Annotated in this window: 29 protein-coding genes, 1 other RNA gene and 1 pseudogene; 16 read left to right on the plus strand and 15 right to left on the minus strand. The window is 65.6% G+C overall.

Annotated features, from left to right (window positions below; genetic code table 11):
• Nucleotides 1–27 precede the first annotated feature (27 nt).
• The 3 genes from JQ603_RS21730 to JQ603_RS21740 form a co-directional block, all read right to left on the minus strand.
• On the minus strand, nt 28–501 hold the full coding sequence (locus JQ603_RS21730) for a secondary thiamine-phosphate synthase enzyme YjbQ (protein ID WP_212342399.1): 474 nt from the start codon (nt 499–501) through the stop codon (nt 28–30).
• Between the two features lie 159 nt (nt 502–660).
• Nucleotides 661–1,179, minus strand: a complete 519-nt coding sequence (locus JQ603_RS21735) for a hypothetical protein (RefSeq protein ID WP_212342400.1) — start codon at nt 1,177–1,179, stop codon at nt 661–663.
• A 41-nt stretch (nt 1,180–1,220) separates the two neighbouring features.
• Nucleotides 1,221–1,463: a hypothetical protein gene (locus JQ603_RS21740; protein WP_212342401.1), complete on the minus strand. Its 243-nt coding sequence runs from the start codon at nt 1,461–1,463 to the stop codon at nt 1,221–1,223.
• 75 nt (nt 1,464–1,538) lie between these two features.
• On the opposite strand from JQ603_RS21740, the gene JQ603_RS21745 reads away from it, so the two are divergent.
• From JQ603_RS21745 to gspM, 5 genes are all read left to right on the plus strand, one after another.
• Nucleotides 1,539–1,913: an AtpZ/AtpI family protein gene (locus JQ603_RS21745; RefSeq protein WP_212342402.1), complete on the plus strand. Its 375-nt coding sequence runs from the start codon at nt 1,539–1,541 to the stop codon at nt 1,911–1,913.
• Between the two features lie 112 nt (nt 1,914–2,025).
• Nucleotides 2,026–2,775, plus strand: a complete 750-nt coding sequence (locus JQ603_RS21750; RefSeq protein WP_212342403.1) for a F0F1 ATP synthase subunit A — start codon at nt 2,026–2,028, stop codon at nt 2,773–2,775.
• 53 nt (nt 2,776–2,828) lie between these two features.
• The gene (locus JQ603_RS21755) at nt 2,829–3,056 is read left to right on the plus strand and encodes a F0F1 ATP synthase subunit C (protein ID WP_018643436.1); all 228 of its coding nucleotides are present in this window, start codon (nt 2,829–2,831) and stop codon (nt 3,054–3,056) included.
• Between the two features lie 61 nt (nt 3,057–3,117).
• Nucleotides 3,118–3,684 (plus strand): F0F1 ATP synthase subunit B', encoded by a 567-nt coding sequence (locus JQ603_RS21760; protein WP_212342404.1) that lies wholly within the window; start codon nt 3,118–3,120, stop codon nt 3,682–3,684.
• Between the two features lie 5 nt (nt 3,685–3,689).
• Nucleotides 3,690–4,175 (plus strand): type II secretion system protein GspM, encoded by a 486-nt coding sequence (gspM, locus tag JQ603_RS21765; protein ID WP_212342405.1) that lies wholly within the window; start codon nt 3,690–3,692, stop codon nt 4,173–4,175.
• Between the two features lie 81 nt (nt 4,176–4,256).
• On the opposite strand, the gene truA is transcribed toward gspM, so the two are convergent.
• From truA to def, 3 genes are read right to left on the minus strand one after another with little or no spacing between them, the layout of a single operon-like run.
• Complete coding sequence (gene truA / locus JQ603_RS21770) at nt 4,257–4,997, minus strand: tRNA pseudouridine(38-40) synthase TruA (RefSeq protein WP_212342407.1); 741 nt, start codon at nt 4,995–4,997, stop codon at nt 4,257–4,259.
• Entirely contained in the window at nt 4,997–5,920 is a 924-nt protein-coding gene (gene fmt, locus JQ603_RS21775) for a methionyl-tRNA formyltransferase (protein WP_212342409.1), read from the minus strand. The genes truA and fmt overlap by 1 nt, the downstream gene beginning before the upstream one ends.
• A 12-nt stretch (nt 5,921–5,932) precedes the next feature.
• Entirely contained in the window at nt 5,933–6,460 is a 528-nt protein-coding gene (def, locus tag JQ603_RS21780; protein WP_080133421.1) for a peptide deformylase, read from the minus strand.
• Nucleotides 6,461–6,631: 171 nt separating this feature from the next.
• Here def and JQ603_RS21785 point away from each other — a divergent pair, with 171 nt between their 5' ends.
• Both JQ603_RS21785 and JQ603_RS21790 read left to right on the plus strand, forming a co-directional pair.
• Nucleotides 6,632–7,831 (plus strand): DNA recombination protein RmuC, encoded by a 1,200-nt coding sequence (locus JQ603_RS21785; RefSeq protein ID WP_212342411.1) that lies wholly within the window; start codon nt 6,632–6,634, stop codon nt 7,829–7,831.
• Nucleotides 7,832–7,913: 82 nt separating this feature from the next.
• Nucleotides 7,914–9,278 (plus strand): AmpG family muropeptide MFS transporter, encoded by a 1,365-nt coding sequence (locus tag JQ603_RS21790; RefSeq protein WP_212342413.1) that lies wholly within the window; start codon nt 7,914–7,916, stop codon nt 9,276–9,278.
• A 58-nt stretch (nt 9,279–9,336) separates the two neighbouring features.
• Here the strand turns inward: JQ603_RS21790 and JQ603_RS21795 are convergent, their stop codons facing one another.
• The 5 genes from JQ603_RS21795 to ffs all read right to left on the minus strand — a co-directional run bounded on the left by JQ603_RS21795 (nt 9,337) and on the right by ffs (nt 12,785).
• Nucleotides 9,337–9,774 (minus strand): hypothetical protein, encoded by a 438-nt coding sequence (locus JQ603_RS21795; protein WP_212342414.1) that lies wholly within the window; start codon nt 9,772–9,774, stop codon nt 9,337–9,339.
• Nucleotides 9,775–9,801: 27 nt separating this feature from the next.
• Complete coding sequence (gene recR / locus JQ603_RS21800) at nt 9,802–10,404, minus strand: recombination mediator RecR (RefSeq protein ID WP_018643446.1); 603 nt, start codon at nt 10,402–10,404, stop codon at nt 9,802–9,804.
• A 1-nt stretch (nt 10,405) separates the two neighbouring features.
• Complete coding sequence (locus JQ603_RS21805) at nt 10,406–10,726, minus strand: YbaB/EbfC family nucleoid-associated protein (protein ID WP_211412300.1); 321 nt, start codon at nt 10,724–10,726, stop codon at nt 10,406–10,408.
• A gap of 26 nt (nt 10,727–10,752) precedes the next feature.
• The gene (locus tag JQ603_RS21810; RefSeq protein WP_212342415.1) at nt 10,753–12,594 is read right to left on the minus strand and encodes a DNA polymerase III subunit gamma/tau; all 1,842 of its coding nucleotides are present in this window, start codon (nt 12,592–12,594) and stop codon (nt 10,753–10,755) included.
• A 94-nt stretch (nt 12,595–12,688) separates the two neighbouring features.
• An RNA gene (gene ffs, locus JQ603_RS21815) (signal recognition particle sRNA small type) lies at nt 12,689–12,785 on the minus strand.
• A 183-nt stretch (nt 12,786–12,968) separates the two neighbouring features.
• Here ffs and JQ603_RS21820 point away from each other — a divergent pair.
• The 9 genes from JQ603_RS21820 to JQ603_RS21860 all read left to right on the plus strand — a co-directional run bounded on the left by JQ603_RS21820 (nt 12,969) and on the right by JQ603_RS21860 (nt 20,438).
• Nucleotides 12,969–13,814, plus strand: a complete 846-nt coding sequence (locus JQ603_RS21820; RefSeq protein WP_212342416.1) for a transporter substrate-binding domain-containing protein — start codon at nt 12,969–12,971, stop codon at nt 13,812–13,814.
• Nucleotides 13,815–13,933: 119 nt separating this feature from the next.
• Nucleotides 13,934–14,596, plus strand: a complete 663-nt coding sequence (locus JQ603_RS21825) for an amino acid ABC transporter permease (protein ID WP_212342417.1) — start codon at nt 13,934–13,936, stop codon at nt 14,594–14,596.
• Nucleotides 14,593–15,399, plus strand: a complete 807-nt coding sequence (locus JQ603_RS21830) for an amino acid ABC transporter ATP-binding protein (RefSeq protein WP_212342418.1) — start codon at nt 14,593–14,595, stop codon at nt 15,397–15,399. The genes JQ603_RS21825 and JQ603_RS21830 overlap by 4 nt, the downstream gene beginning before the upstream one ends.
• Entirely contained in the window at nt 15,399–16,154 is a 756-nt protein-coding gene (locus JQ603_RS21835; RefSeq protein ID WP_212342420.1) for an SDR family NAD(P)-dependent oxidoreductase, read from the plus strand. The genes JQ603_RS21830 and JQ603_RS21835 overlap by 1 nt, the downstream gene beginning before the upstream one ends.
• Nucleotides 16,151–17,278 (plus strand): muconate cycloisomerase family protein, encoded by a 1,128-nt coding sequence (locus tag JQ603_RS21840; protein ID WP_212342421.1) that lies wholly within the window; start codon nt 16,151–16,153, stop codon nt 17,276–17,278. Before JQ603_RS21835 ends, JQ603_RS21840 begins: the two co-directional genes overlap by 4 nt.
• Nucleotides 17,279–17,532: 254 nt before the next feature.
• A complete protein-coding gene (locus JQ603_RS21845; protein ID WP_194465830.1) occupies nt 17,533–17,952 on the plus strand; it encodes an HIT domain-containing protein in 420 nt (139 codons plus the stop codon).
• Nucleotides 17,953–17,962: 10 nt separating this feature from the next.
• Nucleotides 17,963–18,901, plus strand: coding sequence for an NAD(+) diphosphatase (nudC, locus tag JQ603_RS21850; RefSeq protein ID WP_212342423.1), 939 nt, complete (start codon nt 17,963–17,965; stop codon nt 18,899–18,901).
• Between the two features lie 6 nt (nt 18,902–18,907).
• Nucleotides 18,908–19,831, plus strand: a complete 924-nt coding sequence (locus JQ603_RS21855; RefSeq protein ID WP_212342425.1) for a sugar kinase — start codon at nt 18,908–18,910, stop codon at nt 19,829–19,831.
• 97 nt (nt 19,832–19,928) lie between these two features.
• Entirely contained in the window at nt 19,929–20,438 is a 510-nt protein-coding gene (locus tag JQ603_RS21860) for an Lrp/AsnC family transcriptional regulator (protein ID WP_063693182.1), read from the plus strand.
• 205 nt (nt 20,439–20,643) lie between these two features.
• On the opposite strand, the gene JQ603_RS21865 is transcribed toward JQ603_RS21860, so the two are convergent.
• From JQ603_RS21865 to JQ603_RS38070, 4 genes and pseudogenes are all read right to left on the minus strand, one after another.
• Nucleotides 20,644–22,143: a phosphomannomutase/phosphoglucomutase gene (locus JQ603_RS21865; protein ID WP_212342427.1), complete on the minus strand. Its 1,500-nt coding sequence runs from the start codon at nt 22,141–22,143 to the stop codon at nt 20,644–20,646.
• 209 nt (nt 22,144–22,352) lie between these two features.
• Nucleotides 22,353–22,865: a TIGR02281 family clan AA aspartic protease gene (locus tag JQ603_RS21870; protein ID WP_026312063.1), complete on the minus strand. Its 513-nt coding sequence runs from the start codon at nt 22,863–22,865 to the stop codon at nt 22,353–22,355.
• A gap of 128 nt (nt 22,866–22,993) precedes the next feature.
• Nucleotides 22,994–25,468, minus strand: coding sequence for an ATP-dependent helicase HrpB (gene hrpB / locus JQ603_RS21875; RefSeq protein ID WP_212342429.1), 2,475 nt, complete (start codon nt 25,466–25,468; stop codon nt 22,994–22,996).
• Nucleotides 25,469–25,606: 138 nt separating this feature from the next.
• Nucleotides 25,607–25,717 (minus strand): annotated as a pseudogene (locus JQ603_RS38070) (UDP binding domain-containing protein); the annotation flags it as partial.

The following is a 25,717-nucleotide window of genomic DNA, read 5'->3' on the forward strand; positions in this document are numbered from 1 at the left end:
GTCTCCGCGGCCGGTTTTGTTTTGTCCCTACTGATTGCTGCCGATGAATTGCAGCACCACCTCGCGCCGGTGCGGGCGGGCGCGGTGCTCGATCAGGTAGATCGCCTGCCAGGTGCCGAGCGCAAGCCTGCCGTTCAGGACCGGGACCTGCAGCGAGGTCTGCGTCAGCATGGTCTTGACGTGCGCGGGCATGTCGTCCGGTCCCTCGGTATCATGCGTCCACCCCGCATTCTCCGGCGCGAGCCGGGACAGCGCGGTGGTGAGATCGACGAGCACGGAAGGATCGGCGTTCTCCTGGATCGTCAGCGACGCCGAGGTGTGGCGAACGAACAGCGTCAATGCGCCCTCGCCTGCGCGCGCCTCGGCGATGAATCTTGCGGCTTCGCTGGTGAGGTCGGTGAAGCCGCGGCCCGGCGTCTGCACGGTCAGCAGTGACGAGGAGATGGTGGCGGCTTGCACCGTCGACGGCGCCGAGCGGGTTACGGATTTGGCTGATGTCATAGAGGGTCTCGACTGATCGAACACTGCCGTAGGGTGGGCAAAGGCGCAAAGCGCCGTGCCCACGTCTTCTTTTCATCATTGTAGAAACATGGTGGGCACGGCGTAAGAACGCCTTTGCCCACCCTACGGCATCTCAACGCATGGATCGCGCGAAGGGCCTCAAATCTTCCCCGACACGTCCTTTTGCACCCGGTTGGCCATGTCGATCAGCCTCCGCCAGGCCTTTTCCAGGAACGACATCACGCGATCGAGGTCCTGATCGCTCGGCAGCGGGATCTCGATCTTGCGATCGCCTTCGGCGACCTTCGGCTCCGCCTTCTTCAGCGGGTCGGATTTCGGCAGCGCTTCCTCGATCTTGCCCGACACGGTCGGCCCGGCCGCGAGCTGTCCCTTCAGCTTCTCGACCTCGGCCTGGAGCCGGCCGATCTCGGCGTCGAACGCGGCGCGCTCGTCGGGCACCGCATAGCAGGCCCAGCCGGTACCGTTCCTGGTGCAGGTCGACATCGTTCCTGTGCGGGTGTCGAGCCGCAGCACCCCCTCGGGGATCGGCGTCATGGTGTAGCGGCCGTTTTCGCTGTCTGGCGCCGATTGCGCGGCCACCAGGCTGCCACTGACGACCATCACGGCGACGCACGACGCCGCGAGCCATGATGCTGTGGATGACGTCACTGGTCTCATCGCACTCTCCGCCACCACGCCCAGGTGGCACGTCCGCAATTCTACACCGCGGCGCAGCGATTTGCCGCCAAAAACACCCGTCCGAAATCAACGGTGCCGGCGGCCCGTTTGATCCCGGCAGCGCGGCGAAATAGCGGCCACATCCACCGATCATGAGGAGAGCTGCTGCGGTGCGGCGTCACGCTGTGTGCAGCGTTGCCGCGCGCGGCAATATCATCAGGAAAATCAAATACATAATAGAAAGCGACGCAATCGTGACTTGGCTTGACTTGATTATGGGCCATCAGTATGGTCCGCGCGGCTTTTGAGGGTGGCGGGCGTAATTTCCATTCAGCCGGTGCGTTTCGGGTCTTCGTTGCATGACACAGGGCACGGGACACGGCGAGAATGGAGATCGCGATAGATCGCCCGAGGAAGCTGCGCTTTCCGATCGGCTCGGAAATCTTGATCAGCGGTTGTCCGAACTTCGCGACCGCCGCACCAAGACCGAGCAACCCGCAGGTAACGGTGAGGACAGAGCGGCCAGAGCCTCGGCGATGGCGCTTGGTTTTCGGTTATCCTCCGAGTTGGTCGCCGGTGTCGCTGTCGGGGCGGGGATTGGCTGGGGGTTCGACCGCTTGCTGTCGACGTCGCCTTTCGGATTTATCGTGTTCCTGCTGCTGGGCTTCGTGGCCGGCGTGGTGAATGTGGTGAGATCGGCGGGCGCGGGTCAAAACAGGCGCGGTGGTTCGTAAGGCGATCCACACAGGAGAGGAATGATCGTGCCGGCCTTGCCGGTACGGGCCGGCCCGGCCGGCAGACCGAGACCCGCCGGCATTGCCCGGCAGACCAAGAGATGCCGCGCCGATGAAAATCGATCCGATCCACCAGTTCAACATCGAGCCTCTCTTCACGATCGGCCATATCGGCAATCACACGATCGCCTTCACCAATTCATCGCTCTACATGCTGGTGGCAGTTGCGATCATCTCGCTCCTGATGCTCGCCAGCGGCACGCAGCTGATTCCCGGGCGTCTGCAGTCGGTCGCCGAGATCTCCTACGAGTTCGTTGCCTCGACCATCCGTTCGACGGCCGGTGCGGAAGGCATGAAGTTCTTCCCGCTGATCTTCTCGCTGTTCATGTTCATCTGCGTCTCGAACCTGGTCGGCATCATCCCCTACACCTTTACGGTCTCGAGCCACCTGATCGTCACCGTAGGACTGGCGCTGCTGGTCTTCTTCACCGTGCTGATCTACGGCGTCGCCAAGAACGGCCTGAAATTCTTCTCGATTTTCGTTCCTCACGGCGTCCCGGGCTACATCCTGCCGCTGGTCATGTTCATCGAGATCCTGTCGTTCTTCCTGCGGCCGGTCTCGCACAGCATTCGTCTGTTCGCCAACATGCTGGCCGGCCACATCGCGCTGAAGGTGTTCGCGGGCTTCGTCGCCATGCTCGGCTTCTCGCTCGGCGCCATCGGCTGGGTCGGCGGCGTGCTGCCGCTGGCGCTCACGGTCGCGCTGTACGCCCTCGAGATTCTGGTCGCGTTCCTGCAAGCCTATGTGTTTGCGATCCTGACCTGCATCTACCTCAACGACGCCATTCATCCGGGACACTGAGCGGTCCGGGGAATTTCCACCCACAACCCAATCTTTCTTCCAAGGAGTCTAAAATGGATCCGGCAGCAGCAAAACTTATCGGCGCGGGCATCGCGTGCATCGGCATGGGCGGTGCGGGCGTCGGCGTGGGCGTGATCTTCGGCAACTACCTCGCCGCAGCCGTCCGCAATCCGTCGGCCGCTCAGGGCCAGTTCGGCAACCTGATCTTCGGCTTCGCCGTGACCGAAGCGCTCGGCATCTTCTCGCTGCTGATCGCGCTGCTTCTGCTGTTCGTTTTCTAAAGAACGACTTCTTTCGCGCCGCTTCATCCGAAGCGGCGCGTGACAGCAACAGGAGTACTCCATGGCCGAGAGTCATGGCGGGGCAAAAGGACCGGCGGCGGGCGCCCACACCGAAGCCGATGGCGGTCATCACAGCGGCGGGTTTCCGCCGTTCGAGAGCAGCACCTTCGCTTCACAGCTGGTGTCGCTCGCGATCTTCTTCGTCCTGCTTTATGTGATCGTGTCCAAGCTCGCTCTGCCGAAGGTCGGCGGTGCGATCGAGGCGCGCCAGAACAAGATCGAGGGCGACCTCACCGAGGCGCAGGCGCTGAAGGACCAGTCCGAGGCGGCGCTGAAGGCCTATGAAGGCGAGCTCGCTTCGGCGCGTTCGCGCGCGCAGGCGATCGGCAACGAATCCCGCGACAAGGCGAATGCGCAGGCGGAAGCCGAGCGCAAGACGCTGGAAGAGCAGCTGGCGGCCAAGCTCGCCGAGGCGGAGAAGACCATCGCCTCGACCCGCACGACCGCCATGACCAACGTCCGCGGCATCGCGGCCGATGCAGCGGGCCAGATCGTGCAGCAGCTCACCGGCGTCGTTCCGGATGCGGCGTCGGTCAATGCCGCCGTTGATGCGTCCTTGAAGGGTTAGTCGAGATGTTCTTCGATCCTGAAACCTGGGTCGCCGTCGCCTTCGTGATCCTGATGGTCGTGTTCGGCTATCTCGGGGTCTTCAAGTCGGCGATGACCGCGCTCGATCATCGCGCCGAGCGCATCAAGGCCGAGCTCGACGACGCCGCGCGCCTCAAGCAGGAGGCGGCCAAGGTGCTCGCCGACTACAAAGCGCGCAGTGCCACCGCCGAGCGCGAGGCTGCCGACATCATCGCCAACGCCAAGGCCGAAGCCGAGCGCATCGCGGCCGACGCCAAGGCGAAGATGGAAGACTTCGTCGCCCGCCGCACCAAGACCGCGGAGAGCAAGATCGCGCTCGCCGAGGCCCAGGCGCTGGCCGATGTCCGCGCCGCAGCCGCGGAAGCCGCCGTCCAGGCCGCCTCCACGATCCTGTCGCAGTCGGTCAAGGGCCAGGTCGCCGACGACCTGCTCGCCAAGGGCATCAACGAGGTTCGGCAGAAGCTGAACTGAGGGCCTTGCCTTCATCAATCAAAAAGCCGGCGCGCGAGCGCCGGCTTTTTTGTTGGTCCGAGAGCGTTTCCGCAACGCGCCTCACTCGTAGTCCACCTTCATCAGATACAACCCGTCCGGCGGAGCGACGATGCCGCAGGCGGTGCGGTTGCGAGCGGCAAGCGCTGCGGAGAGATCGTCCGCGGTCCAGCGGCCCTCGCCGACCCAGACCAGCGATCCCACCATCGAGCGCACCTGGCTGTGCAGGAACGAGCGCGCCGAGGTGATGACGGTGATCTCGCGGCCGTCGCGGATGACGTCGAGCTGGTCGAGCGTCTTCTCCGGCGATTTGGCCTGGCACTCGGTGTCGCGGAAGGTGGTGAAATCGTGCTTGCCGAGCAGGCGCTGCGCCGCCGCGTGCATCGCCTCGGCATCGAGCCGGCGCGGCACGCGCCAGGCATGGCCGACGTCGAGCGCGAGATTGGCGCGGGTGTTGACGACGCGGTAGCGGTAGTGGCGCTTGAGCGCCGAGAAGCGCGCCTCGAACGTATCAGGCACAATCTCGGCCTCGAGCACCGCGATCGGATGCGGGCGCAGATGCGCATTGAGCCCGTCGCGAAAGCGGCCGGGCGGAAACTGCTTCTCGACGTCGACATGCGCGACCTGGCCGCGGGCATGCACGCCGGCATCGGTGCGGCCGGCGCCATGCACCCGCAAATCCGCGCCGGTCATCGCCTTCACCGCCGCTTCCAGCGCACCCTGCACCGACGGCAGCGTGTCCTGCACCTGCCAGCCGAAGAACGGCGCGCCGTCATATTCGATGGTGAGCTTGTAGCGGGGCATCAGGCCAGCCGCATCGGCGGCTTCACAGGCACGCCGCGCAGGAAGTCCGCGGCCTGCATCCGGCCCTTGCCCTCGCGCTGAAGCTCGATGATGCGAATGGCATCCTCGCCGCAGGCGATCGTGAGCTGCTCATCCAGCACCGCGCCGGGCTCGCCCGATCCTTTCGCCAGCTCGCAGCGCAGGATCTTGACGCGCGCATTCTCAAGCTCGGCCCAGGCGCCGGGAAACGGCGACAGGCCGTGAATATGGCGCAGCACCGCGCGGGCGGGCTTGCTCCAGTCGATCCGCGCCTCGGCCTTGTCGATCTTGGCGGCGTAAGTGACGCCGTCCTCGCTCTGCTTTTTGAGCTGGAGCCCGCCGCGAGCGAGCGCGGCCATGGCACGCACCATCAGATCCGCGCCAAGGCGCGAGAGGCGATCGTGCAGATCGACCGCGGTCATATTGTCCGTGATCGGAAGGCGCTCGGCCATAGCGACGTCGCCGGTGTCGAGGCCGACATCCATCTTCATCACCATGACGCCGCTCTCGGCGTCGCCCGCCATGATCGCGCGATTGATGGGCGCGGCGCCGCGCCAGCGCGGCAGCAGCGATGCGTGCAGATTGTAGCAGCCGAGTTTTGGCGCATCGAGGATCGCCTGCGGCAGGATCATGCCGTAGGCGACGACCACGGCTGCATCCGCATCGAACGCGCGAAACTCTTCCAGCGCTTCCGGCGTCTTCAGCGTTTTTGGTGTCAGCACGGGAACGCCGAGTTTTCGCGCGGCTTCCTCGACCGGCGTCGGCTGCAACTGCAGGCCGCGCCGCCCGCCCGGCTTCGGCGCGCGGGTGTAGACGGCCACGATCTCGTGGCCGTGCGAGACCAGCTCCAGGAGCGTCGGCACGGAGAAATCGGGCGTGCCCATGAAGATGAGGCGGAGGGGCATCGACGGAGAACCCTACTCGCCCGCGCGCTTGGCGGCTTTCTCGAACTTCTTCATCACGCGGTCGCGCTTGAGCTTCGACAGATAGTCGACGAACAGCACGCCGTTGAGATGGTCGATCTCGTGCTGGATGCAGGTGGCGTAGAGGCCTTCGGCGTCCTCCTCGTGCACCTTGCCGTCGAGATCGGTGAAGCGCACGCGCACCTTCGCGGGACGTTCGACCTCCTCGTAATATTCGGGGATCGAGAGGCAGCCTTCCTCGTAGACCGAGAGCTCTTCGGAGGAAGCCAGGATCTCGGGATTGATGAACACCCGCGGCTCGTGCTTGGTCTCGCCGCTCTCGTCGCGCTTGGCGAGATCCATGGTGATCAGCCGCAGCGGCTGCGCAACCTGGATCGCGGCGAGGCCAATGCCAGGCGCGTCGTACATGGTCTCGAACATGTCGTCGGCAAGCTTGCGGATCTCCGAAGTGACCTTCTCGATCGGCTTGGAGACCAGGCGCAGTTGCTTGTCGGGCAGGATGATGATTTCTCGTAGGGCCATGGCCGCGATTTAAGCCCCATGCCGGATGCGGTCAATGCGGTGAGGAACCCCGTTAACCCTCCGCTAACCATAAAACTTCAGGTTTTGTTAACCATAAAAATTAGGGGGCGGTTAACCGCCAACGTTCCCTCTTCGTTCGCGTCAGACTGCGAATCGGTTAGAAGGGCTTGCATGAACGAGATCATTTTCATGCTCGGCGACTGGCCGGTGCGCACCATCGACGCGCTGATCGGCTTCGGCGCGGTTGTCCTCATCCTGCTGGTTGTGATCGCCGTCGTCATCGCCCGCTCGGGGCAGCGCGGCGCGGAACTCGCCATGGCGCACGCGATCCGGGCCGACGAGCTCGAGGAACGCCTCGCTCAAGTGCTGCGCGCCCAGAGCGAGGCCTCGGGGCGGGTCGACGCCATGACCCAGGCGCTGGCCGGCCGGCAGGCCGAGATGGCCCGGGCCGTCAACGAGCGGCTGGATTCGGTCACCCACCGCGTCGGCCAGTCCATGGAACATTCGACCCGCAACACCATGGAGAGCCTGCGCGCCCTGCACGAGCGGCTCGGCATCATCGACAGCGCGCACAAGAACCTCACCGACCTCACAACGCAGGTGACGACCCTGCGCGACGTGCTCGCCAACAAGCAGTCGCGCGGCGCCTTCGGCCAGGCGCGGATGGAGGCGATCGTCCAGGACGGTCTTCCCAAAGGCTCCTACGAGTTCCAATTCACGCTATCGACGGGCAAAAGGCCCGACTGCGTCGTGTTCCTGCCCGACCAACGCCCGCTCTGCATCGACGCCAAATTCCCGCTGGAGGCGATGACGGCGCTGCACGACGCCCGCACCGACGAGGAGCGGCGCATTGCCACGCAGCGGCTGCGCGGCGACGTGATGAAGCATGTCAGCGACATCGCCGAAAAATACCTCGTCACCGGCGAGACCCAGGAGATGGCGCTGATGTTCGTGCCGTCGGAATCGGTCTACGCGGAGATCCATGACGGCTTCGACGATGTGATCCAGAAAGCCTATCGCGCTCGCGTCGTGCTGGTGTCGCCTTCGCTGCTGATGCTCGCGATCCAGGTGATGCAGCAGATCATGAAGGACGCGCGCATGCGCGATGCCGCCGACCAGATCCAGACCGAGGTGATCAAGCTCGGCGACGATCTCGGCCGCCTGCGCGACCGCGTGGTCAAACTGCAGAAGCATTTTTCCGACGCGAACGAGGACGTCCGCCAGATCCTGATCTCCGCCGACAAGATCGAGAAGCGCGCAGGCCGGATCGAGGAGCTCGATTTCAGCAAGAGCGACGCGCCGGATGGGCCAAGGCTGGTGGCGACGGCAGGGCCGGAACTGTTTCCGCGGAAGCTCCAGGCGGGGGAGTGAGCTTAAGGCACACTGTCGTCGCCCGGCTTGACCGGGCGACGACACCTCCCAAGCCGCCCCCAGAATCTGCTAACACCACCCCATGACCGCTCCCGACGCGACCTCCTCCGCCGTGACCGCCGCCCCCGCGACCTCTTGGCGCGAGAGCCTTGCCGTCTACCTGCAACCGCGGGTGCTGATCGTGCTGTTCCTCGGCTTTTCCTCGGGGCTGCCGCTGGCGCTATCGGGCTCGACGCTGCTGGTTTGGATGCGCGAGGCCGGGGTTGATCTCAAGACCATCGGTCTGTTCGCGCTGGTCGGCACGCCCTACACGCTGAAGTTCCTGTGGGCGCCGCTGGTGGATGCGCTGCATGTGCCGCTGTTCACCCGCGCCTTCGGGCGGCGGCGCGGCTGGCTGGTGTTCTCGCAATTGCTGCTGATCGTCTCGATCGTGCTGCTGGCGCTGACCGACCCCGCACGCTCGCCGTTCTACGTTGCGCTCGGCGCGCTGCTGGTGGCGACGACGTCGTCGACGCAGGACATCGTGGTCGATGCCTTCCGCGTTGAGAGCCTGCCCGAGAGCGAGCAGGCCGCCGGCATGGCGGCCTACGTCGCAGCCTATCGCATCGGCATGCTGGTCTCGACCGCGGGTGCGCTGTTCATCGTCTCCGGTTTCGAGGGCACCGGCATTCCGCGCCAATCAGCCTGGATGTGGGGCTATGTGGTGATGGCGGCGATGGTGCTGATCGGGACGATCACGGCGCTGGTCGCGACCGAGCCCGAACAATCGATGCGGGCCGAGGCCGCGACGCAAGAAGAGAGCGCGTTCACGCGCGTGCTGCATGCGGCGATCGGCGCGTTCTCGGAATTTCTGTCGCGCAAGGACGCACTCGCCGCACTTTCCTTCGTGGTGCTGTTCAAGTTCACCGACGCCTTCTCGGGCACGATGACGGCGCCGTTCGTGATCGACCTCGGCTTCACCCGCAACGACTATGCGGCGATCGTGAAGGGCGTGGGCCTTGCCGCAACGCTGATCGGCGGCTTTGCCGGCGGGTTCGTCGCGCGGCGCTATTCGCTGGCGACGTCGCTCTGGATCGGCGGCGTGGTGCAGGCGCTCGCCAATCTGTCCTTCTCCTGGCTCGCCGTGGTCGGCACCAATCAATGGGCGCTGGCGCTCGCCATCTGCGCCGAGAACTTCACCAGCGCCATCGGCACCGTGATCTTCGTCGCCTATCTCTCGGCGCTGTGCCAGAATCCGCTGCACACGGCGACGCAATACGCGCTGCTCACCGCGCTTGCGGCGGTGGGGCGGACGTATCTCTCGTCAGGCGCCGGATACGTCGCGGAAACGACGGGCTGGGCGCTGTTCTTCGTGATCTGCGTGCTGGTGGCGATCCCGAGCCTGGTGCTGCTGGCCTGGCTGCAGAGGCGCGGGCACTTTGAGGCGCTGGGGCCGGTGAGGGTATGACGATGCCGTAGGGTGGGTTACGCCTTCGGCTAACCCACCCTACTCACCTCGGGCGCCCTTACTGCTTCTTGATCAGGCTCCACTTCGTGATCACGGCCTCGCTCATCTGGCCGGGATCGCTGGCGCAGGCGACCTCGTCGACCTTGACCGAGATCTCCTTGCCGACGAACGACTTCAGCTGCGCGGCCTGCGCGTCGCTGGAGGTGACGAGCTGGAACGTCTCGGGGCCGGTCTCGAGATTGCACAGCCCGCTCGGCGGCGGCAGGCGACGCGGCTCGGAGGTGATCTGGTAGGTCGCGATCCGCTTCCCGGCGTTCTTGACGTCCCGCACCTTCATTGCGTTCAGCTCGCCCGAGAGCACGTCGCCGGTGTTGATCGGCTTGCCGGGCTTGGACGGCGGCGGCGCCGTATCGTCCTGCTGCGCGGAGATGGCCGGGGTCACCAGCAGCATCATCGTCGCGGCCAAAGCCAAGCGTGTGGCGAAAAGTTTCGTCATATCGTCCGTTCCGTAAGTTCTGGATAGCTAGAACAGAGTCCGCTGCCGCATGGCGGCCGATAGCGTCCCCTCGTCGAGATAATCAAGCTCGCCACCGACCGGCACACCATGCGCGAGTCGGGTTACTTTTACGTTGGCGTCCTGAAGCAGGTCGGTGATGTAATGCGCCGTGGTCTGGCCGTCGACGGTGGCATTCAGCGCCAGGATGATTTCGTGCACTTCCGGTGCATGCGCACGCGCCACCAGCGCGTCGATGGTGAGGTCCTGCGGGCCGACGCCGTCGAGCGGCGACAATGTCGCGCCCAGCACATGATAGCGGCCTTGCGTCGCATTGGCCCGCTCCAGCGCCCAGAGATCGGCGACGTCGGCGACAACGACGATGATGGCGGGATCACGCTTCGGATCGGTGCAGACCGTGCAGGGATTTTGCGTGTCGATGTTGCCGCAAGTCTTGCAGACCTGGACCTTGTCCAGCGCGACCTGCAACGCGGACGACAGCGGCATCATCAGCGCTTCGCGCTTCTTGATCAAATGCAGCGCCGCGCGCCGCGCGGAGCGCGGACCGAGGCCCGGCAGCCGCGCGAGAAGCTGGACCAGCCGCTCGATCTCGGGACCTGCAACCGCGCCCATGTTACTGGCCGAACAGCCCCGGCGGCAGGCCAAGCCCGCCGGTGAGCGACTGCATCTTGTCCTGCACCGCCGTCTCCGCCTTGCGGCGGGCATCGCCGAGCGCGGTGACGAGCAGGTCTTCCAGCACCTCGCGCTCCTCCGGCTTCATCAGCGAGGGATCGATCTTGATGCCCTTGACGTCCATCTTGGCGGTCATGCGCACGGCGACGAGACCACCGCCGGAGATGCCTTCAACCTCCACATTGGCGAGTTGCTCCTGCATCTCCTGCATCTTGGATTGCAGTTGCGCCGCCTGCTTCATCATGCCGAGAAAATCAGCCATCGGTGTGTATCCTTGGAAAGGTCGGCTCAGAGATCGTCGTCGCCGTCGGAACCGTCGGGCGGATCGTCACTGCCATAGTCCGCATTAATATTGGATTCCGGCGCCTCGGGGGCAAGCCTGCGGACCTCGACGACCTTCGATCCGGGGAAGCGCGACAGCACCTCCTGCACGCGCGGATCGGCCTCGGCGGTACGCGCATGCTCCTGCTTGGCGGCCTGGTTCACCGAGCGCAGCGTCGGCTGGCCCGCTTCGTTCGAGACGATCACGGTCCAGCGCCGGCCGGTCCATAGCTCGAATTTTTTCGCAAGCTCCGAGATCATGGTCTTGGAGGCGTTCGGCTCGAGCGCGACCTCGAGCCGGCCCTCCTCGAAACGGACGAGGCGCATGTCGCCTTCGAGCGCGCCCTTGGTCATGAGGTCGCGCTTCTGGCCGGCGAGCGCCACGAGTTGGGTGAAGCTGGTGATGCGCAGCTGGGGCGCGGCGCCTTGCGGATCGGGCGCGGGCGCCGCCATCTGCGGACGGGCAGCGCCGCCGAATGCGGTCGGCGACGATGTCGGCATGCGAACGGGCGCGGCAGACGCAACCGGCGCTGCGGAGGCCATCGGTGCCGCCGGCGCACCGCTGCGCGCAGCACCGCCGCCGTTCACCACCGGCGAGCCGCCGCCGTTCTGCTCCAGCATCCTGATCGCTTCGTCCGGCGTCGGCAGGTCGGCGACATAGGCGATGCGCACCAGCACCATCTCGGCGGCCGCGGCGGGGCGCGTCGCGGCCTGCACCTCGGTGATGCCCTTGAGCAGCATCTGCCACATCCGCGACAGCACGCGCATCGAGATCTTCGAGGCGAAATCCTTCGCGCGCACACGCTCGGTCTCGCCATAGGCGACATTGTCGGCGGTCGCCGGCACGATCTTCACGCGGGTGACGAAATTGACGAATTCGGCGAGGTCGGAGAGCACGACGATCGGATCGGCGCCGACATCGTACTGGTCTCGGAACTCCTTGAAGGCGCTCGCGATATCGCCGCGCGCCAGCGAATCGAAGAGGTCGATGACGCGGGTGCGGTCGGCAAGACCCAGCATCTGCCTGACGGCGTCCGCCTTCACCTGCCCCGCCGCATGCGCGATCGCCTGGTCGAGCAGCGACAGAGAGTCGCGCACCGAGCCCTCCGCGGCGCGCGCGATGATGCCGAGTGCCTCGGGCTCGATCTCGACGCTTTCCTTGGTCGCGATATTGGCGAGATGCTTCATCAGCACATCGGCCTCGACGCGGCGGAGATCAAAACGCTGGCAGCGCGACAGCACGGTGACCGGAACCTTGCGGATCTCGGTCGTCGCGAACACGAACTTGGCGTGCTCCGGCGGCTCCTCCAGCGTCTTCAGGAAGGCGTTGAACGCCGCCGTCGACAGCATGTGGACTTCGTCGATGATGTAGACCTTGTGGCGGGCGCTGGCCGGCGCATAGCGCACGCTGTCATTGATCTGGCGGACGTCGTCGACGCCGGTGTGCGAGGCCGCGTCCATCTCCAGCACGTCCATGTGCCGGCTTTCCATGATCGCCTGGCAATGCACGCCCAAGGTCGGCATGTGGATGGTCGGCCCCTTCACCGAGCCGTCCGGCATCTCATAGTTGAGCGCCCGGGCAAGGATGCGCGCAGTGGTGGTCTTGCCGACGCCGCGGACGCCGGTGAGGATCCAGGCCTGCGGAATGCGGCCGGTCTCGAACGCATTGGAGACGGTGCGGACCACGGCCTCCTGGCCGATCAGGTCGTCGAAGCTGGAGGGACGGTATTTCCGCGCCAGGACCCGGTAAGGCGCATTGCCGGCCGGGCCGGCGCTATCAGGATTGGGAGGGGCGCCAGCGTCGGTCATCGGTCGATCCGCAATGAAATCTCTCTCGGCCGGCTTTTGCGGAAAGGAGCGCGCTGGCGGGGGGCCCGCCGGCGCAATTCGCTCGGAAAAACAGGTAGGAGACTGACGAGCGACCCGATCCGGACCTCGTTAGGGCTGCTTCCTTCCGGACCTGACCCGGTTGGCGAGTGGCTCGTCCACCGCCAATCTCCCGGTCCCTATTTGGGGCCAAAGGGAGCGGAAAGCAAGCGGGTATCGGCGCGAACGGATCGAGTTTGCCCAGCATCCGGGCAATCCCGGGCCTGCCCAGCCGATAGGCTGTGCTTTCACTGCTGGCGCCGCCTTGGTAAGAACGCGGCCGGAACTCCATCCAACCAGAAAAGCGATTGATCCCAATGGTTACACGTCGTGATGTTGCATCGATTGTCGGACTTGGCGCTGTGACCGCGGCCGCGCTGGCCGCGCCGGCCGTGGCCCAGACCGCCGATCCGAACGAATCGACCTTCGCCCGCATCCGTCGGACCAAGAAGATGCGGATCGGCGCGGTCGGCGGCGGCGCGCCCTACTACATGAAGGATCTCGCCACCGGCCAGTGGAAGGGCTTCTACATCGACATTGCCAAGGGGCTTGCCGACGACATGGAGGCCGAGCTCGAGATCACCGAGACCACCTGGGGCAATTCGGTGCTCGACCTGCAGTCCAACAAGATCGACATCTTCTTCGGTCTCAACCCGACGCCGAAGCGCGCGCTGGTGATCGACTTCTCGGTGCCGGTCTTCAACAACGCCTTCGGTATCCTCTGCAAGAAGGACTTCAAGCCGAAGAGCTGGGCCGAACTGAACTCGCCCGACATCAAGATCGCGGTCGACCAGGGCTCCTCGCACGACCAGGTCGTCAGCCGCCTGACGCCGAAGGCGCAGATCACGCGCCTGAAGACCGCAGACGATGCCACCGCCGCGCTGCAGACCGGCCGCGTCGATGCGCAGTGCCTCATCACCATGCTTTCGCTCACCGTGCTGAAGAAGAACCCGTCGCTCGGCCAGTTCGTACTGCCGACGCCGATCTTCGCGACGACGTCGAACGCCGGCTTCCGCCGCGAGGCCGACAAGACCTGGCGCGACTACGTCAACACCTGGATCGACTTCAACAAGGGCCTCGGCTTCATCCGCAACGCCATCATCACGAATATGGAGCTGGTGGGCGTGACCGAGGCGGACATTCCGCCGGGTGTGTCGCTGTAAGAGCAACGCCGTCAATCCGGGGCGATGCGCAGCATCGAACCCGGAATCTCGAGATTCCGGGTTCGCCCTTCGGGCGCCCCGGAATGACAGTACGAGGCGTACGACGAGTTTAGACACGCATGTATCAGTGGGACTTCGGCATCCTCTGGAGCTATCGCTGGCTCTTTCTCAACGGGCTCGGCGTCACCGTCGGCTTCACCGTGATCATCGTCGTTTGCGGGCTGCTGTTCGGCCTGCTCGGCGCATTCGGCAGCCTGTCGCGCTTCAGGGCGCTGCGGCTGACCGCGCTGGCCTTCATCGAGGCGTTCCGCTGCACGCCGATCCTGGTGCAGCTGATCTGGTTCTATTACGCGCTGCCGATCCTGGCCGGCGTCGAGATGACGCCGATCACGGCATCCGCGCTTGCGCTCTCGCTCTATGGCGGCTCGTTCTATTCCGAGATCATCCGCGGCGGCATCGTCTCGATCGACAGCGGCCAGTCGGAAGCCGGCGCCGCGCTCGGCATGACGCCGAGCCAGGCCATGCGGCGCATCGTGCTGCCGCAGGCGATCAAGCGCATGATCCCGGCGCTCATGAATCAGTCGATCATCCAGTTCAAGAACACCTCGCTGGTCTCGGTGCTCGCGGTGCCGGACCTGGTCTATCAGAGCCAGGTCGCAGCCCATGACAGCTACCGGCCGCTGGAGACCTACACTGCGGTTGCCCTCGCCTATGCGGCGATCCTGATCCCGCTCACCATCATCGTCCGGCGTGGCGAGAAGCGACTGGCGGTGAGCGAATGAGCGACACGTCAAAGAACACTTCGAAAATCGAGATCCGGGGCCTGCGCAAGAGTTTTGGCAGCAACGAGGTCCTGAAGAACATCAATCTCGACGTCGCCAAGGGCGGCGTCGTCGCGCTGATCGGGCCGTCGGGCTCCGGCAAATCGACGCTGCTCCGCTGCATCAATCTCCTGGTCGTGCCCGACGGCGGCAGCGTCCGCGTCGGCGACACAAGCTTTGCGTTCGGCGAGGGCACAAAGCTTCCCGATGTGAAGACGCTGGCAAAGTTCCGTGCGACCACCGGCATGGTGTTCCAGCATTTCAATCTGTTCCCGCACATGACGACGCTTCAGAACGTCATGGAGGGACCGGTCACGGTGCGGCGCATGGCCAAGGCCGACGCCGAGAAACTCGCGCGGGCACAGCTTGCAAAAGTGGGCCTTGCCGAGAAGGCCGACCAGTATCCGGCAACGCTCTCCGGCGGACAGAAGCAGCGCGTCGCGATCGCGCGCGCGCTCGCCATGGAGCCTGACGTCATGCTGTTCGACGAGGCCACCTCCGCGCTCGATCCGGAGCTCGTCGGCGAGGTGCTGAACGTGATGCAGCGCCTCGCCTCCGAAGGCATGACCATGGTGATCGTGACCCATGAGATCGCCTTTGCCCGCGAGGTCGCCGATCGCCTGATCTTCATGCGCGACGGCGTCGTCGTCGAGGAAGGCCCGGCGCGGCAGGTGATCGACAATCCGCAGCAAGCCGCGACGCGCGCCTTCCTCAGCCATTTCCACCGCACCGGCGCATTGCCGCCGGCCAACGCAACACCCTGATGCCCAATATCGATCGCGCCTATCTCGTCACCGGCGCCGCCAGCGGCATCGGCCGCGCCACCGCAAAACTGCTCGCGGCGCCCGGCACCGGGCTGCTGCTGCACACGCGCTCCAACGCGGCGGGTCTCGACGCCACCGCGGCGGAAGCCGAAGCCAATGGCGCTGTTGTCGCAAAATGCCTCGGCGATCTCGCCGAGGAGACTGCGGCCACCGACGCCATCGCCGCCGCGCAACGCGCCTTCGGTCGGCTCGACGGACTGGTTCTCATCGGCGGCCATGCCCGCCGCGGCAGCGCCATCGGCACGCCCGCCGATCAATTCCGGCAAGCGATGGACGAATCCGCACTGGCTTTTACGCGCCTCGTCAACGCCGCGCTGCCATTGTTGCGGACCGGGCAAGATGCCCGGATCGTCGCAGTGTCGTCCTTTGTCGCGCATGCGATCCGGCCCGAATTCGCGCCCTTCGCCGCGACCGCCGCGAGCCGCTCCGCGCTCGAAGCGCTGGTACGCCTCACCGCGATGGAGCTTGCGAAAGACGGCATCACCGTCAACGCGGTTTCACCCGGCCTGATCGTCAAGGACAAGCCGAGTGAGAGCCGGCTCTCACCGGAGCAGATCGCCGCAACCGAAGCACTGATCCCGATGCGCCGTCGCGGGCGGCCGGAGGAAGTCGCCGAAATCATCGCCTTCCTGGCGTCACCGAAGGCGTCCTACGTCACCGGCCAGGTCTGGCACGTCAATGGAGGCCTGACATGACCGAAGCAACCGTCGAACGCATCAGGCTGTTCCTGATCGAAAGCCCGATCAAGATGGCGCGCCTGCAGGGCGTCGGCAACGTCAAGGGTACCGTGAAGCGCGTGCTGATCGAGCTCACCTCCAGCGATGGCGTGGTTGGCTGGGGCGAGGCGGCTCCGTGGGAGGTCTTTACGGGAACGCCTGAAGCTGCGTTCTCGGCGCTCGATATCTATCTGCGTCCCATCGTGCTCGGCAAATCCGTGCGCCGCATCCGAGCGCTGATGGCCGAGCTCGACCGCGCGCTGGTCGGACATGCCGAGGCTAAGGTTGGCATCGAGATGGCGCTGCTCGACATCGTCGGCAAGTCGTCGGGACTGTCAGTCGCCGACCTGCTCGGCGGCCGCGTGCGCGACACGATCCCGCTGTCCTTCTCGATCGCCGATCCCGATTTCGCCGCCGACCTCGAGCGCATGCGCAAGATGGTTCCCGAAGGGAACGTCATCTACAAGGTCAAGACCGGCGTAAAACCGCATCGCGAGGACCTCGACCATCTCGAGGCGATCCGAAAGGAATTCGGCGACAAGGTCGATCTGCGCGTCGACTACAACCAGGCGCTGGCGCCGTTCGGCGCCATCAAGATCCTGCGCGACGTCGAAGAGTTCGCGCCGACCTTCATCGAGCAGCCGGTGCCGCGGAAATATCTCGACGTGATGGCGCAGCTCACCGCGGCGCTGGAGACCCCCGTGCTCGCCGACGAAAGCTGCTTCGATCGCCGCGACATGATGGAGGTGGTGCGCCGCGAGGCGGCCGATGCGGTCTCGATCAAGCTGATGAAGGCCGGTGGCCTGTTCGAAGCGCAGGCGATCATGGCGATCGCCGACATCGCCGGCCTGCCCGGCTATGGCGGCACGCTGTGGGAGGGCGGCATTGGCCTTGCCGCCGGCACGCAGCTGATCGCGGCAACGCCGGGCATCTCGCTCGGCTGCGAATTCTACATGCCGCATCATGTGCTGACCGAGGACGTCCTGGAAGAGCGCGTCGCCAACCGCGCGGGCCATGTCGTGGTCCCCGATGGCCCCGGCCTCGGCATTCGCGTGAGCGAAGCCTCCGTCCGCGCCAATGCGCGGGTGCTGGCGGAGGCGTAAGAGGACGCTGCAAATTCGCTGTCGTCCCGGCGAAGGCCGGGACCCATAACCACAGGGAGATGTTTTGCGAAGATTGGTCGTTCGGGATTAGCACCAACCGCAGTCGATAGACCTCGCGGTATGGGTCCCGGCCTTCGCCGGGACGACAACTGAGCATGCGGGACCTGCGGAGCCCCATCCTTCCCCTCCCCAACTCCCTATCGTATGGTCGCACCAAACAAGCCCGTTCCCCATCGGGCCATCCGGAAACGCATATGCCCGAACCCGCCTGGTCGCTGCACTCTCGCCTGAAAGAGGACACCATCGACATCGGCGACCTGCCGCTGTCCAAGGTGCTGGTCATCAAGGATGCGCATTATCCCTGGCTGCTGCTGGTGCCGCGGCGGCCCGACGCGGTCGAGATCATCGATCTCGACGAGGTGCAGCAGGCGCAGTTGATGACCGAGATCTCCCGCGTCTCGCGCGCGCTGAAGGAGATCACCAAATGCGACAAGCTCAACGTCGCCGCGCTCGGCAACCTCGTGCCGCAGCTGCACGTCCACATCATTGCGCGGCGCACCAGTGACGCGGCCTGGCCGCGACCGGTGTGGGGCGTGATGCCGCCCCTCGCGCATGACGCCGCAGAGGTTCAGAATTTCATCAGCGCGCTTCGCCGAAAAATCTGGTTGGGTTGAAAGAATAACAATGTCAGCATTCGACGCATTTCCGCTGGGGCAGCCGGCCTTCGTCACCAACGTCCTCGACCGCGCCGCACATCTGCGCCGCGACGACGAAAAGCTGTTCGCGCTGGAGCAGAAATCGTCATCCCGCGCCTATGTCGTGTACCGCGACTCGCTGCTGGTGAAGCGCGAGGGCGACAAGGTCCGCGCGCTGCTAGGAATCGACGAGGCGCTGAAATGCGGCGCCAATCCCGGCACGATCTTTCTGGGCTTGCGCGACGGCGCAGCAATGTTCGGCATGGGCCTGTCGCAGGCCGCCGCCGAGAAGCTGATCGGCCGTGAGGATTACACCGTGACCGAGCTGCGGGGCATGGCGATGCAGGGCGCGATCCCGCCCGACGAGCTGTCGGCCGTCGCGATGGCGAAGTCGATGGTGGGCTGGCATCAGCGCCACGGCTATTGTGCCAATTGCGGCGCGCGCAGCGCGATGAAGGAAGGCGGCTGGAAGCGCGAATGCCCTGCTTGCAAGGCCGAGCATTTTCCGCGCACCGATCCGGTCGTGATCATGCATGTCTCTTCCGGCGACAAGTGTCTGCTGGGCCGCCAGAAGCAGTTTCCGCCGGGCATGTTTTCGTGCCTCGCCGGCTTCGTCGAGGCGGCCGAGACGATCGAGGACGCGGTACGCCGCGAGATCCTCGAAGAATCCGGCATACGTTGCACCGACGTGCAGTATTACATGACACAGCCCTGGCCGTATCCGTCGTCGCTGATGATCGGCTGCAGCGCGCGGGCCGTGAGCGAGGACATCGTCGTCGACCATTCCGAGCTGGAAGACGCGCGCTGGTTCACGCGCGAAGAGGCCGCGCTGATGCTGACGCGGACGCATCCGGACGGGCTCGCCGGCCCGCACCCATTCGCCATCGCCCATCATTTGCTCGGCCGCTGGGTGCACGACAAGAGCTGACCGCCGATGGCGCTACCTGCGACCGCGCCGCGCATCCTCTGCATCGGCATTCCCGTGCGCGATCTCACCTTTCGCGTCGAGGCCGTGCCCGCGCGCGGCAGCAAGGCGAATGCCAGCCATCTCGCCGAGATCTGCGGCGGCAATGCGCTCAACGCCGCCATCGCGATGGCGCGACTTAGCGGCCGCGTCGCGTTCGCAGGTCCCATGGGCGATGCGCGGGAGAGGTCGAGTGAGTTCATCCTCGCGCAGATGGCGCAGGAAGGCATCGACACCACGCACATCGTGCGCATGCCGGGTCTGACCACGCCGGTCTCCGCCATCATGATCGAGCCCTCCGGCGAGCGGACGCTCACGATCTATCGCGATCCGGGCCTGTGGACCGTGAAGCTGCCCGACGCCGACAAGCTGCTCGCCGATTGCCAGGCGGTTTTGATCGAGAGCCGCTGCGGCACCTTCTGCATCGATCTCTGCACCGAGGCGCGCCGGCGCAGCATTCCCGTCATCGTCGGCGTCGACCGCGCGATGTCGTTGCAGGACGAGCTGCTCACCGCCGCCTCGCATCTGCTGTTCGCCAGCGAGCAGGTGCAGGAGACGGCCGGCATCACTGAGGACGGCGAGGCATTGAAGCGCCTCTCCACCCTGACGCCGGCCTTCCTCGCCGCCACCCGCGGCCCCCTCGGCACGATCTGGCTGAACGAGGCGGGCGAGCTGGAGGAGACGGCGGCCTTCCCGGTCCAGGCCGTCGATACGCTCGGCGCCGGCGACGTCTTCCACGGTGCATTCGCGCTTCGCCTCGCCGAGGGTAAGGGGGTGCGGGAGGCGCTGCGATTCGCCGCGGCCGCCGCAGCGCTGAAATGCACCCGCCACGGCGGGGGCCCGGCTGCCCCGCAACGCATTGAAGTTGAAGAGTTTTTACGCAGCCAACCCTAGAGCGATTCCACCGGAGCGCCGAGATTATGGGCTTGCTGTGGAAAGATTTTCTCTATATCAGGGAAATCAGCCCCTGAAATGGAACAAAGTTCTTCAAATGACTGATGTCGCCGTCCAGATCCCCGAGACCAGCCGCCGCCTCGACGCCATCGACCGCAAGATTCTGATGGTACTCCAGGAAGATGCTTCCCTGTCCGTCGCCGAGATCGGCGACCGCGTCGGGCTGTCCTCGACCCCCTGCTGGAAGCGCATCCAGCGCCTGGAGGCCGATGGCGTGATCCTGAAGCGGGTCGCCCTCGTCGACCAGAACAAGATCGGGCTCGGCATCTCCGTGTTCGTGTCGGTGGAAAGCTCCGACCATTCCGATGCCTGGCTCAAGAAATTCGCCGAGGCCGTCAGCGCCATGCCGGAGGTGATGGAGTTTTACCGCATGGCCGGCGACGTCGATTACATGCTGCGCGTCGTGGTCGCGGACATGCAGGCTTACGACATCTTCTACAAGAAGCTGATCAGCGCGGTGCCGCTGAAGAACGTCACCTCGCGCTTCGCGATGGAGAAGATCAAGTCGGTCACGGCGCTGCCGATCCCGGCGGTGGTGGCGGCTTAGCTTTCACGCTGCAATCTTCGTAGCCCGGATGGAGCGCAGTGTAATCCGGGATCTCTCGCTTCGGTGAGACTGTCCCGGATTGCGCTGCGCTCCATCCGGGCTACGGCGCTCTCACCTCTCCCCGGATGCGCGGAGACAGGCCCCTCACCTCAACCCTCTCAGGGCGAGCGAGAGGGCGCACTGCCGCCGCGGCGAGCCGCTTACCTCAAATCGTCTGATTGTACTCGCCGACCTCGGGATGCGTGCGCAGCACGCTGTTCACCATCTCGAACATGTCGTGCATGCGCTGCTCGGAGACCGGGCTCTCGACCACGACAACGAGCTCGGGCTTGTTGGAGGAGGCGCGCACCAGGCCCCAGCTGCCGTCCTCGACCGTGACGCGCACGCCGTTGACGGTGACGAGGTCGCGGATCGACTGATCGCCGATCTTGGCGCCCTTGGTCCGCAAGCCCTCGAAATGCTTCACCACCTTGTCGATCACGCCGTATTTGACCTCGTCGGCGCAATGCGGCGACATGGTCGGCGACGACCAGGTCTTTGGCAGCGCGTTCTTCAGGTCGGCCATCGACTTGCCGGGCGCGCGATCGAGCATGTCGCAGATTGCGATCGCGGAGACGAGGCCGTCGTCGTAGCCGCGCCCATAGGGCTTGTTGAAGAAGAAGTGGCCGGACTTCTCGAAGCCGGCGAGCGCGCCGGTCTCGTTGGTGCGGCGCTTCATGTAGGAATGGCCGGTCTTCCAATAGGCGGTCTTGGCACCCTGCTTCTGCAAGACGGGATCGGTGATGAAGAGGCCGGTGGACTTCACGTCGACGATGAACTGCGCGTCCTTGTGGATCGCCGACATGTCGCGCGCCAGCATCACGCCGACCTTGTCGGCAAAGATCTCCTCACCGGTGTTGTCGACGACGCCGCAACGGTCGCCGTCACCGTCGAAGCCGAGACCGACATCGGCCTTGTGATGCAGCACCGCGTCGCGGATGGCGTGCAGCATCTCCATGTCTTCCGGATTCGGATTGTATTTCGGGAAGGTGTGATCGAGCTCGGTGTCGAGCGGGATCACCTCGCAGCCGATCGCTTCCAGCACCTGCGGCGCGAACGCGCCGGCGGTGCCGTTGCCGCAGGCGGCGACGACCTTCAGCTTGCGCTTAAGCTTCGGGCGATTTGTGAGATCGGCGATGTAGCGCGCCGGATAGTTCTCGTGGAACTGGTAGGCGCCGCCGGCCTTGTTCTTGAACTCTGCGCTGAGGACGATCTCCTTCAGCCGCGTCATCTCGTCGGGGCCGAAGGTCAGCGGACGGTTGGCGCCCATCTTCACGCCGGTCCAGCCATTGTCATTGTGCGAGGCGGTGACCATGGCGACGCAGGGCACGTCGAGATCGAACTGCGCGAAATAGGCCATCGGCGTCACCGCGAGGCCGATGTCATGCACCTTGCACCCCGCCGCCATCAGGCCGGAGATCAGCGCGTATTTGATCGAGGCCGAATAGCCGCGGAAGTCATGCCCCGTGACGATCTCCTGCTTGACGCCGAGCTCGGCGATCAGCGCGCCCAGGCCCATGCCGAGCGCCTGCACGCCCATCAGGTTGATTTCCTTCTGGAACAACCAGCGCGCGTCGTATTCGCGAAAACCGGTGGGCTTCACCATCGGCTCGGATTCGAAGGCGTAGGTGTTGGGCAGCAAGACGGGTTTCGGCTTGGGAAACATTGAGACGGTCTCGTGAAAAGGGGCAGGAATTGGTGCAGCCTTAGCGAATGCCGGGCCGCAGCGGAAGGCGGGAATGAAGGCTTATGGCCGATAATTGCGGCAGTTTGGTAACGGGAAAACGCGATCTTGCGCGGGACTTGCGCTCGTTCCGTTCAAAAATTTGGTGCGAATGGTCGTTCGTCAGCGCGCTAGGGAGCGCATGAGGTGGCTTACTGCTCCAGCACCATCTGCCCGTTGGCGTATTCAAAACGCTTGAGGCGGGACAGGAAGGACAGGCCGAGCAGGTTCTCCGACAATGCCTCGTCGGGCAGCACCATGGCATCGACGTCGCGCACGATGAGGCCGCCGACATCGAGCATCGCGATGCGGGTGCGGGCAGCCTTGATGGTGCCGTTGGCGGTGGAGACGGTGGCGTTGTATTCGCTGCGCGAGGGACGCAGGCCGAAGCGGGCGGCCGAGGTCTCGTTCAGCGCGACGACGGAGGCGCCGGTATCGACCATGAAGCCGATGCGCTGGCCGTCGATCCGGCCTTCGGTCTGGAAGTGCCCGCGGCCGTCGCGGGAAATGGCGAGGCTGCGGCCTCCGGCCGGAGCTGCGGCGGCAACCGCGACCGTCGTGCGCGGCACTGACGTGGCGGACGCCGAGCTCACCCTGTCCGCCATCTGCGCCATGAAGGTGCCGAGGCCGATCATGATGGCCGCGAAGATCATAATGTTACGCATCACACCACTTCCGAGCCGGAACGCCCGATTTCACCACGCAATCCCTCTACCCGCGAGCAATGCGGCGGCCAGAACTTCGCCATTTTGGCGAAAAGGATGAGCGGGCGGTTAATGCCGGCTTACAAATCTCACGTCCCGCGCGGCTTCGCCCGCCGGGTCGGCAGCGCGCTCGCGGGATCGTCCGGCCAGGGATGGCGCGGATAGCGACCGCGCAGGTCAGAGCGCACGGCGGCGTAGCTGCCGCGCCAGAAGCCGGGCAGGTCGCGCGTCACCTGCACCGGGCGCTGCGCCGGCGACAAAAGCTCCAGCACCAAGGGCACCTTGCCGGCCGCAATCGAGGGATGGGTGTTGAGACCGAACAATTCCTGCAGCCGCACCGCGATGGTCGGCCCCTGCTCGGCCTCGTAATCGATCGCGAGCACGCTTCCTGTCGGCGCCTCGAAATGGGTCGGCGCCTCGCGGTCGAGCCGCGCGCGCATCTCCCAGGGCAACAAAGCCATCAGCGCATCGGAGAGATCGCCGGCGGAGATGTCCTTGAGCGCGATCTTGTCGTAGAGCGCCGGCACCAGCCAATCATCGCGCCGCGCGATCAGACCGTCATCGGAGAGATCCGGCCAGCTGTCGCCCTCGGGCTTGCGCAGGAACATGACGCGGTCGCGCCATTGCTTTGCGGCTTTCGACCAGGGCAGCCGATCGAGGCCCGCCGCGATCAGCCCGTCGGCAAAAATGCGCGCGGTATCTTCCGAAGGCGACACGGCCAGCGTCGCCTCGGACAGGGTGATCGCATGCAGCGCGCGCTTGCGCCGCGCGCGCAGCGCCATCGCACCGCGATCGAAGGAGATCTCGTCGACGCCCTCGATATGCTCGGCGAAATGACGTTCGATCTCGTCCTGGGTGATTTGCGCCGCGAGCAGGATGCGGCCGCTCGCCGCCGTTCCCGTCATCTCGCCGATCGCGATATAGGGCGCACGGGCGAGAGAGGAGGTCTGCTCCACGGCGGCGCCGCGGCCATTGGCGAGCACGAAGCTGCCATTGCCGCGATTGCGCGCGACACGGTCCGGGAAGGCGTAGGCCAGCATCAGGCCGGTGGAGAGATCCTCCTGCTGTCCCGCTTTCTCGGACGCTGCCACCTGCGAGGCCCAGCGTCGCGCCAGATCACGTGCGCTCGCGGCACGCGGCGAGCGGTCGCGGCGAAACTGGTCGCGCCGGTGCTCGAGGTCGACACTGTCGCCCCCGAGCCCGCGCTCGGTGATGATGGCCGCGATCTCGGCAGCGGCCTCGCCCTCGCCGGCGCGATGCGAATCCACGATCATGCGCGCCAGCCGTGGCGGCAGCGCCAGCGCGCGCAGGCTGTTGCCCTCGGCGGTAATACGGCCGTCGCCATCGAGCGCGTTGAGCTCGGACAGCAGGCTTTTTGCCTCCTTCCAGGCCGGTTGCGGCGGCGGATCGAGGAACGACAGCGCGGCGGGATCGCCGACGCCCCATTGCGCGAGATCGAGCACCAGCGAGGACAGGTCGGCGCTCAAAATTTCCGGCTGGGTGTAAGGCGCAAGCGAGGCCGTCTGCGGTTCGTCCCAGAGCCGGTAACAGACGCCGGGCTCGGTGCGGCCGGCGCGGCCGCGGCGCTGGTCCACCGCCGCGCGCGCGGCGCGCACGGTCTCGAGCCGGGTCAGGCCGATGTCGGGCTCGTAGCGCGGCACGCGGGCGAGACCGGAATCGACCACGATGCGCACGCCCTCGATGGTCAGCGAGGTCTCCGCGATCGAGGTCGCCAGCACCACTTTTCGGGTGCCCTTCGGCGCGGGCGCAATAGCGCGGTCCTGCACGGCGGCATCGAGCGCGCCGAACAGCGGCACGATCTCGATGCTGGCGTCCTGCACGCGCTCGGCCAGAAAATTCTGGGTGCGACGAATCTCGGCGGCGCCCGGCAGGAACGCCAGCACCGAGCCGCTGTCGGCGCGCAGCGCGGAGGCAATCGCATCCGCCATCTGCCGCTCGATCGGCGCATCCGCCTTGCGACCGAGATAGCGCGTCTCGACCGGAAAGGCGCGGCCCTCGCTCTCGACGACGGGGGCATCGCCGAGCAGTTTTGCCACGCGGGCGCCATCGAGCGTGGCCGACATCACGAGGATACGCAGGTCCTCGCGCAAACCGGTTTGCGCATCGCGCGCAAGCGCAAGGCCCATGTCGGCGTCGAGCGAACGCTCGTGGAATTCATCGAACAGGATGGCGGCAACGCCGGAGAGTTCGGGATCGTCGAGGATCTGGCGGGTAAAAATGCCTTCGGTCACCACCTCGATACGGGTCGCGCGCGAAATCTTCGAGCCGAAACGGACGCGATAGCCGACGGTCTCTCCGGCGCGCTCGCCGAGCGATTTAGCCATGCGGTCGGCACTGGCGCGCGCCGCGATGCGCCGCGGCTCCAGCACGATGATCTTTTTGCCCTTGGCCCAGGGCGCATCGAGCAGCGCCAGCGGCACGCGCGTGGTCTTGCCGGCGCCGGGCGGAGCCACCAGCACGGCCGCGTTATGCTGATCCAGCGTGCGCGAGAGGTCGTCGAGCACGGCATCGATCGGGAGGGGCGTGTCGAAATTGCGGGGCAATAGTCTCGGTCCGTCATCGTCCGCCTTGCGCGCAACTGCGTGGGGCGGACGATCCAGTCAATGCAGATCCCGGCCACTCCGAAATCCGTGTGTACTGGATACCCCGCCTTCGCGGGGTATGACAACAATGTGTAACGATCAGCCCTGCGCCGACGGACGGCCAACGCTCTCATAGGTGAAGCCGGCGGCCGCCATCTCTTCGGGGCGGTAGATGTTGCGGAGGTCGACGACGACGGGCTGCGCCATGGT

Origin of the sequence: Bradyrhizobium liaoningense, assembly GCF_018130825.1 — a bacterium.
Classification (GTDB): Bacteria; Pseudomonadota; Alphaproteobacteria; order Rhizobiales; family Xanthobacteraceae; genus Bradyrhizobium; species Bradyrhizobium liaoningense_B.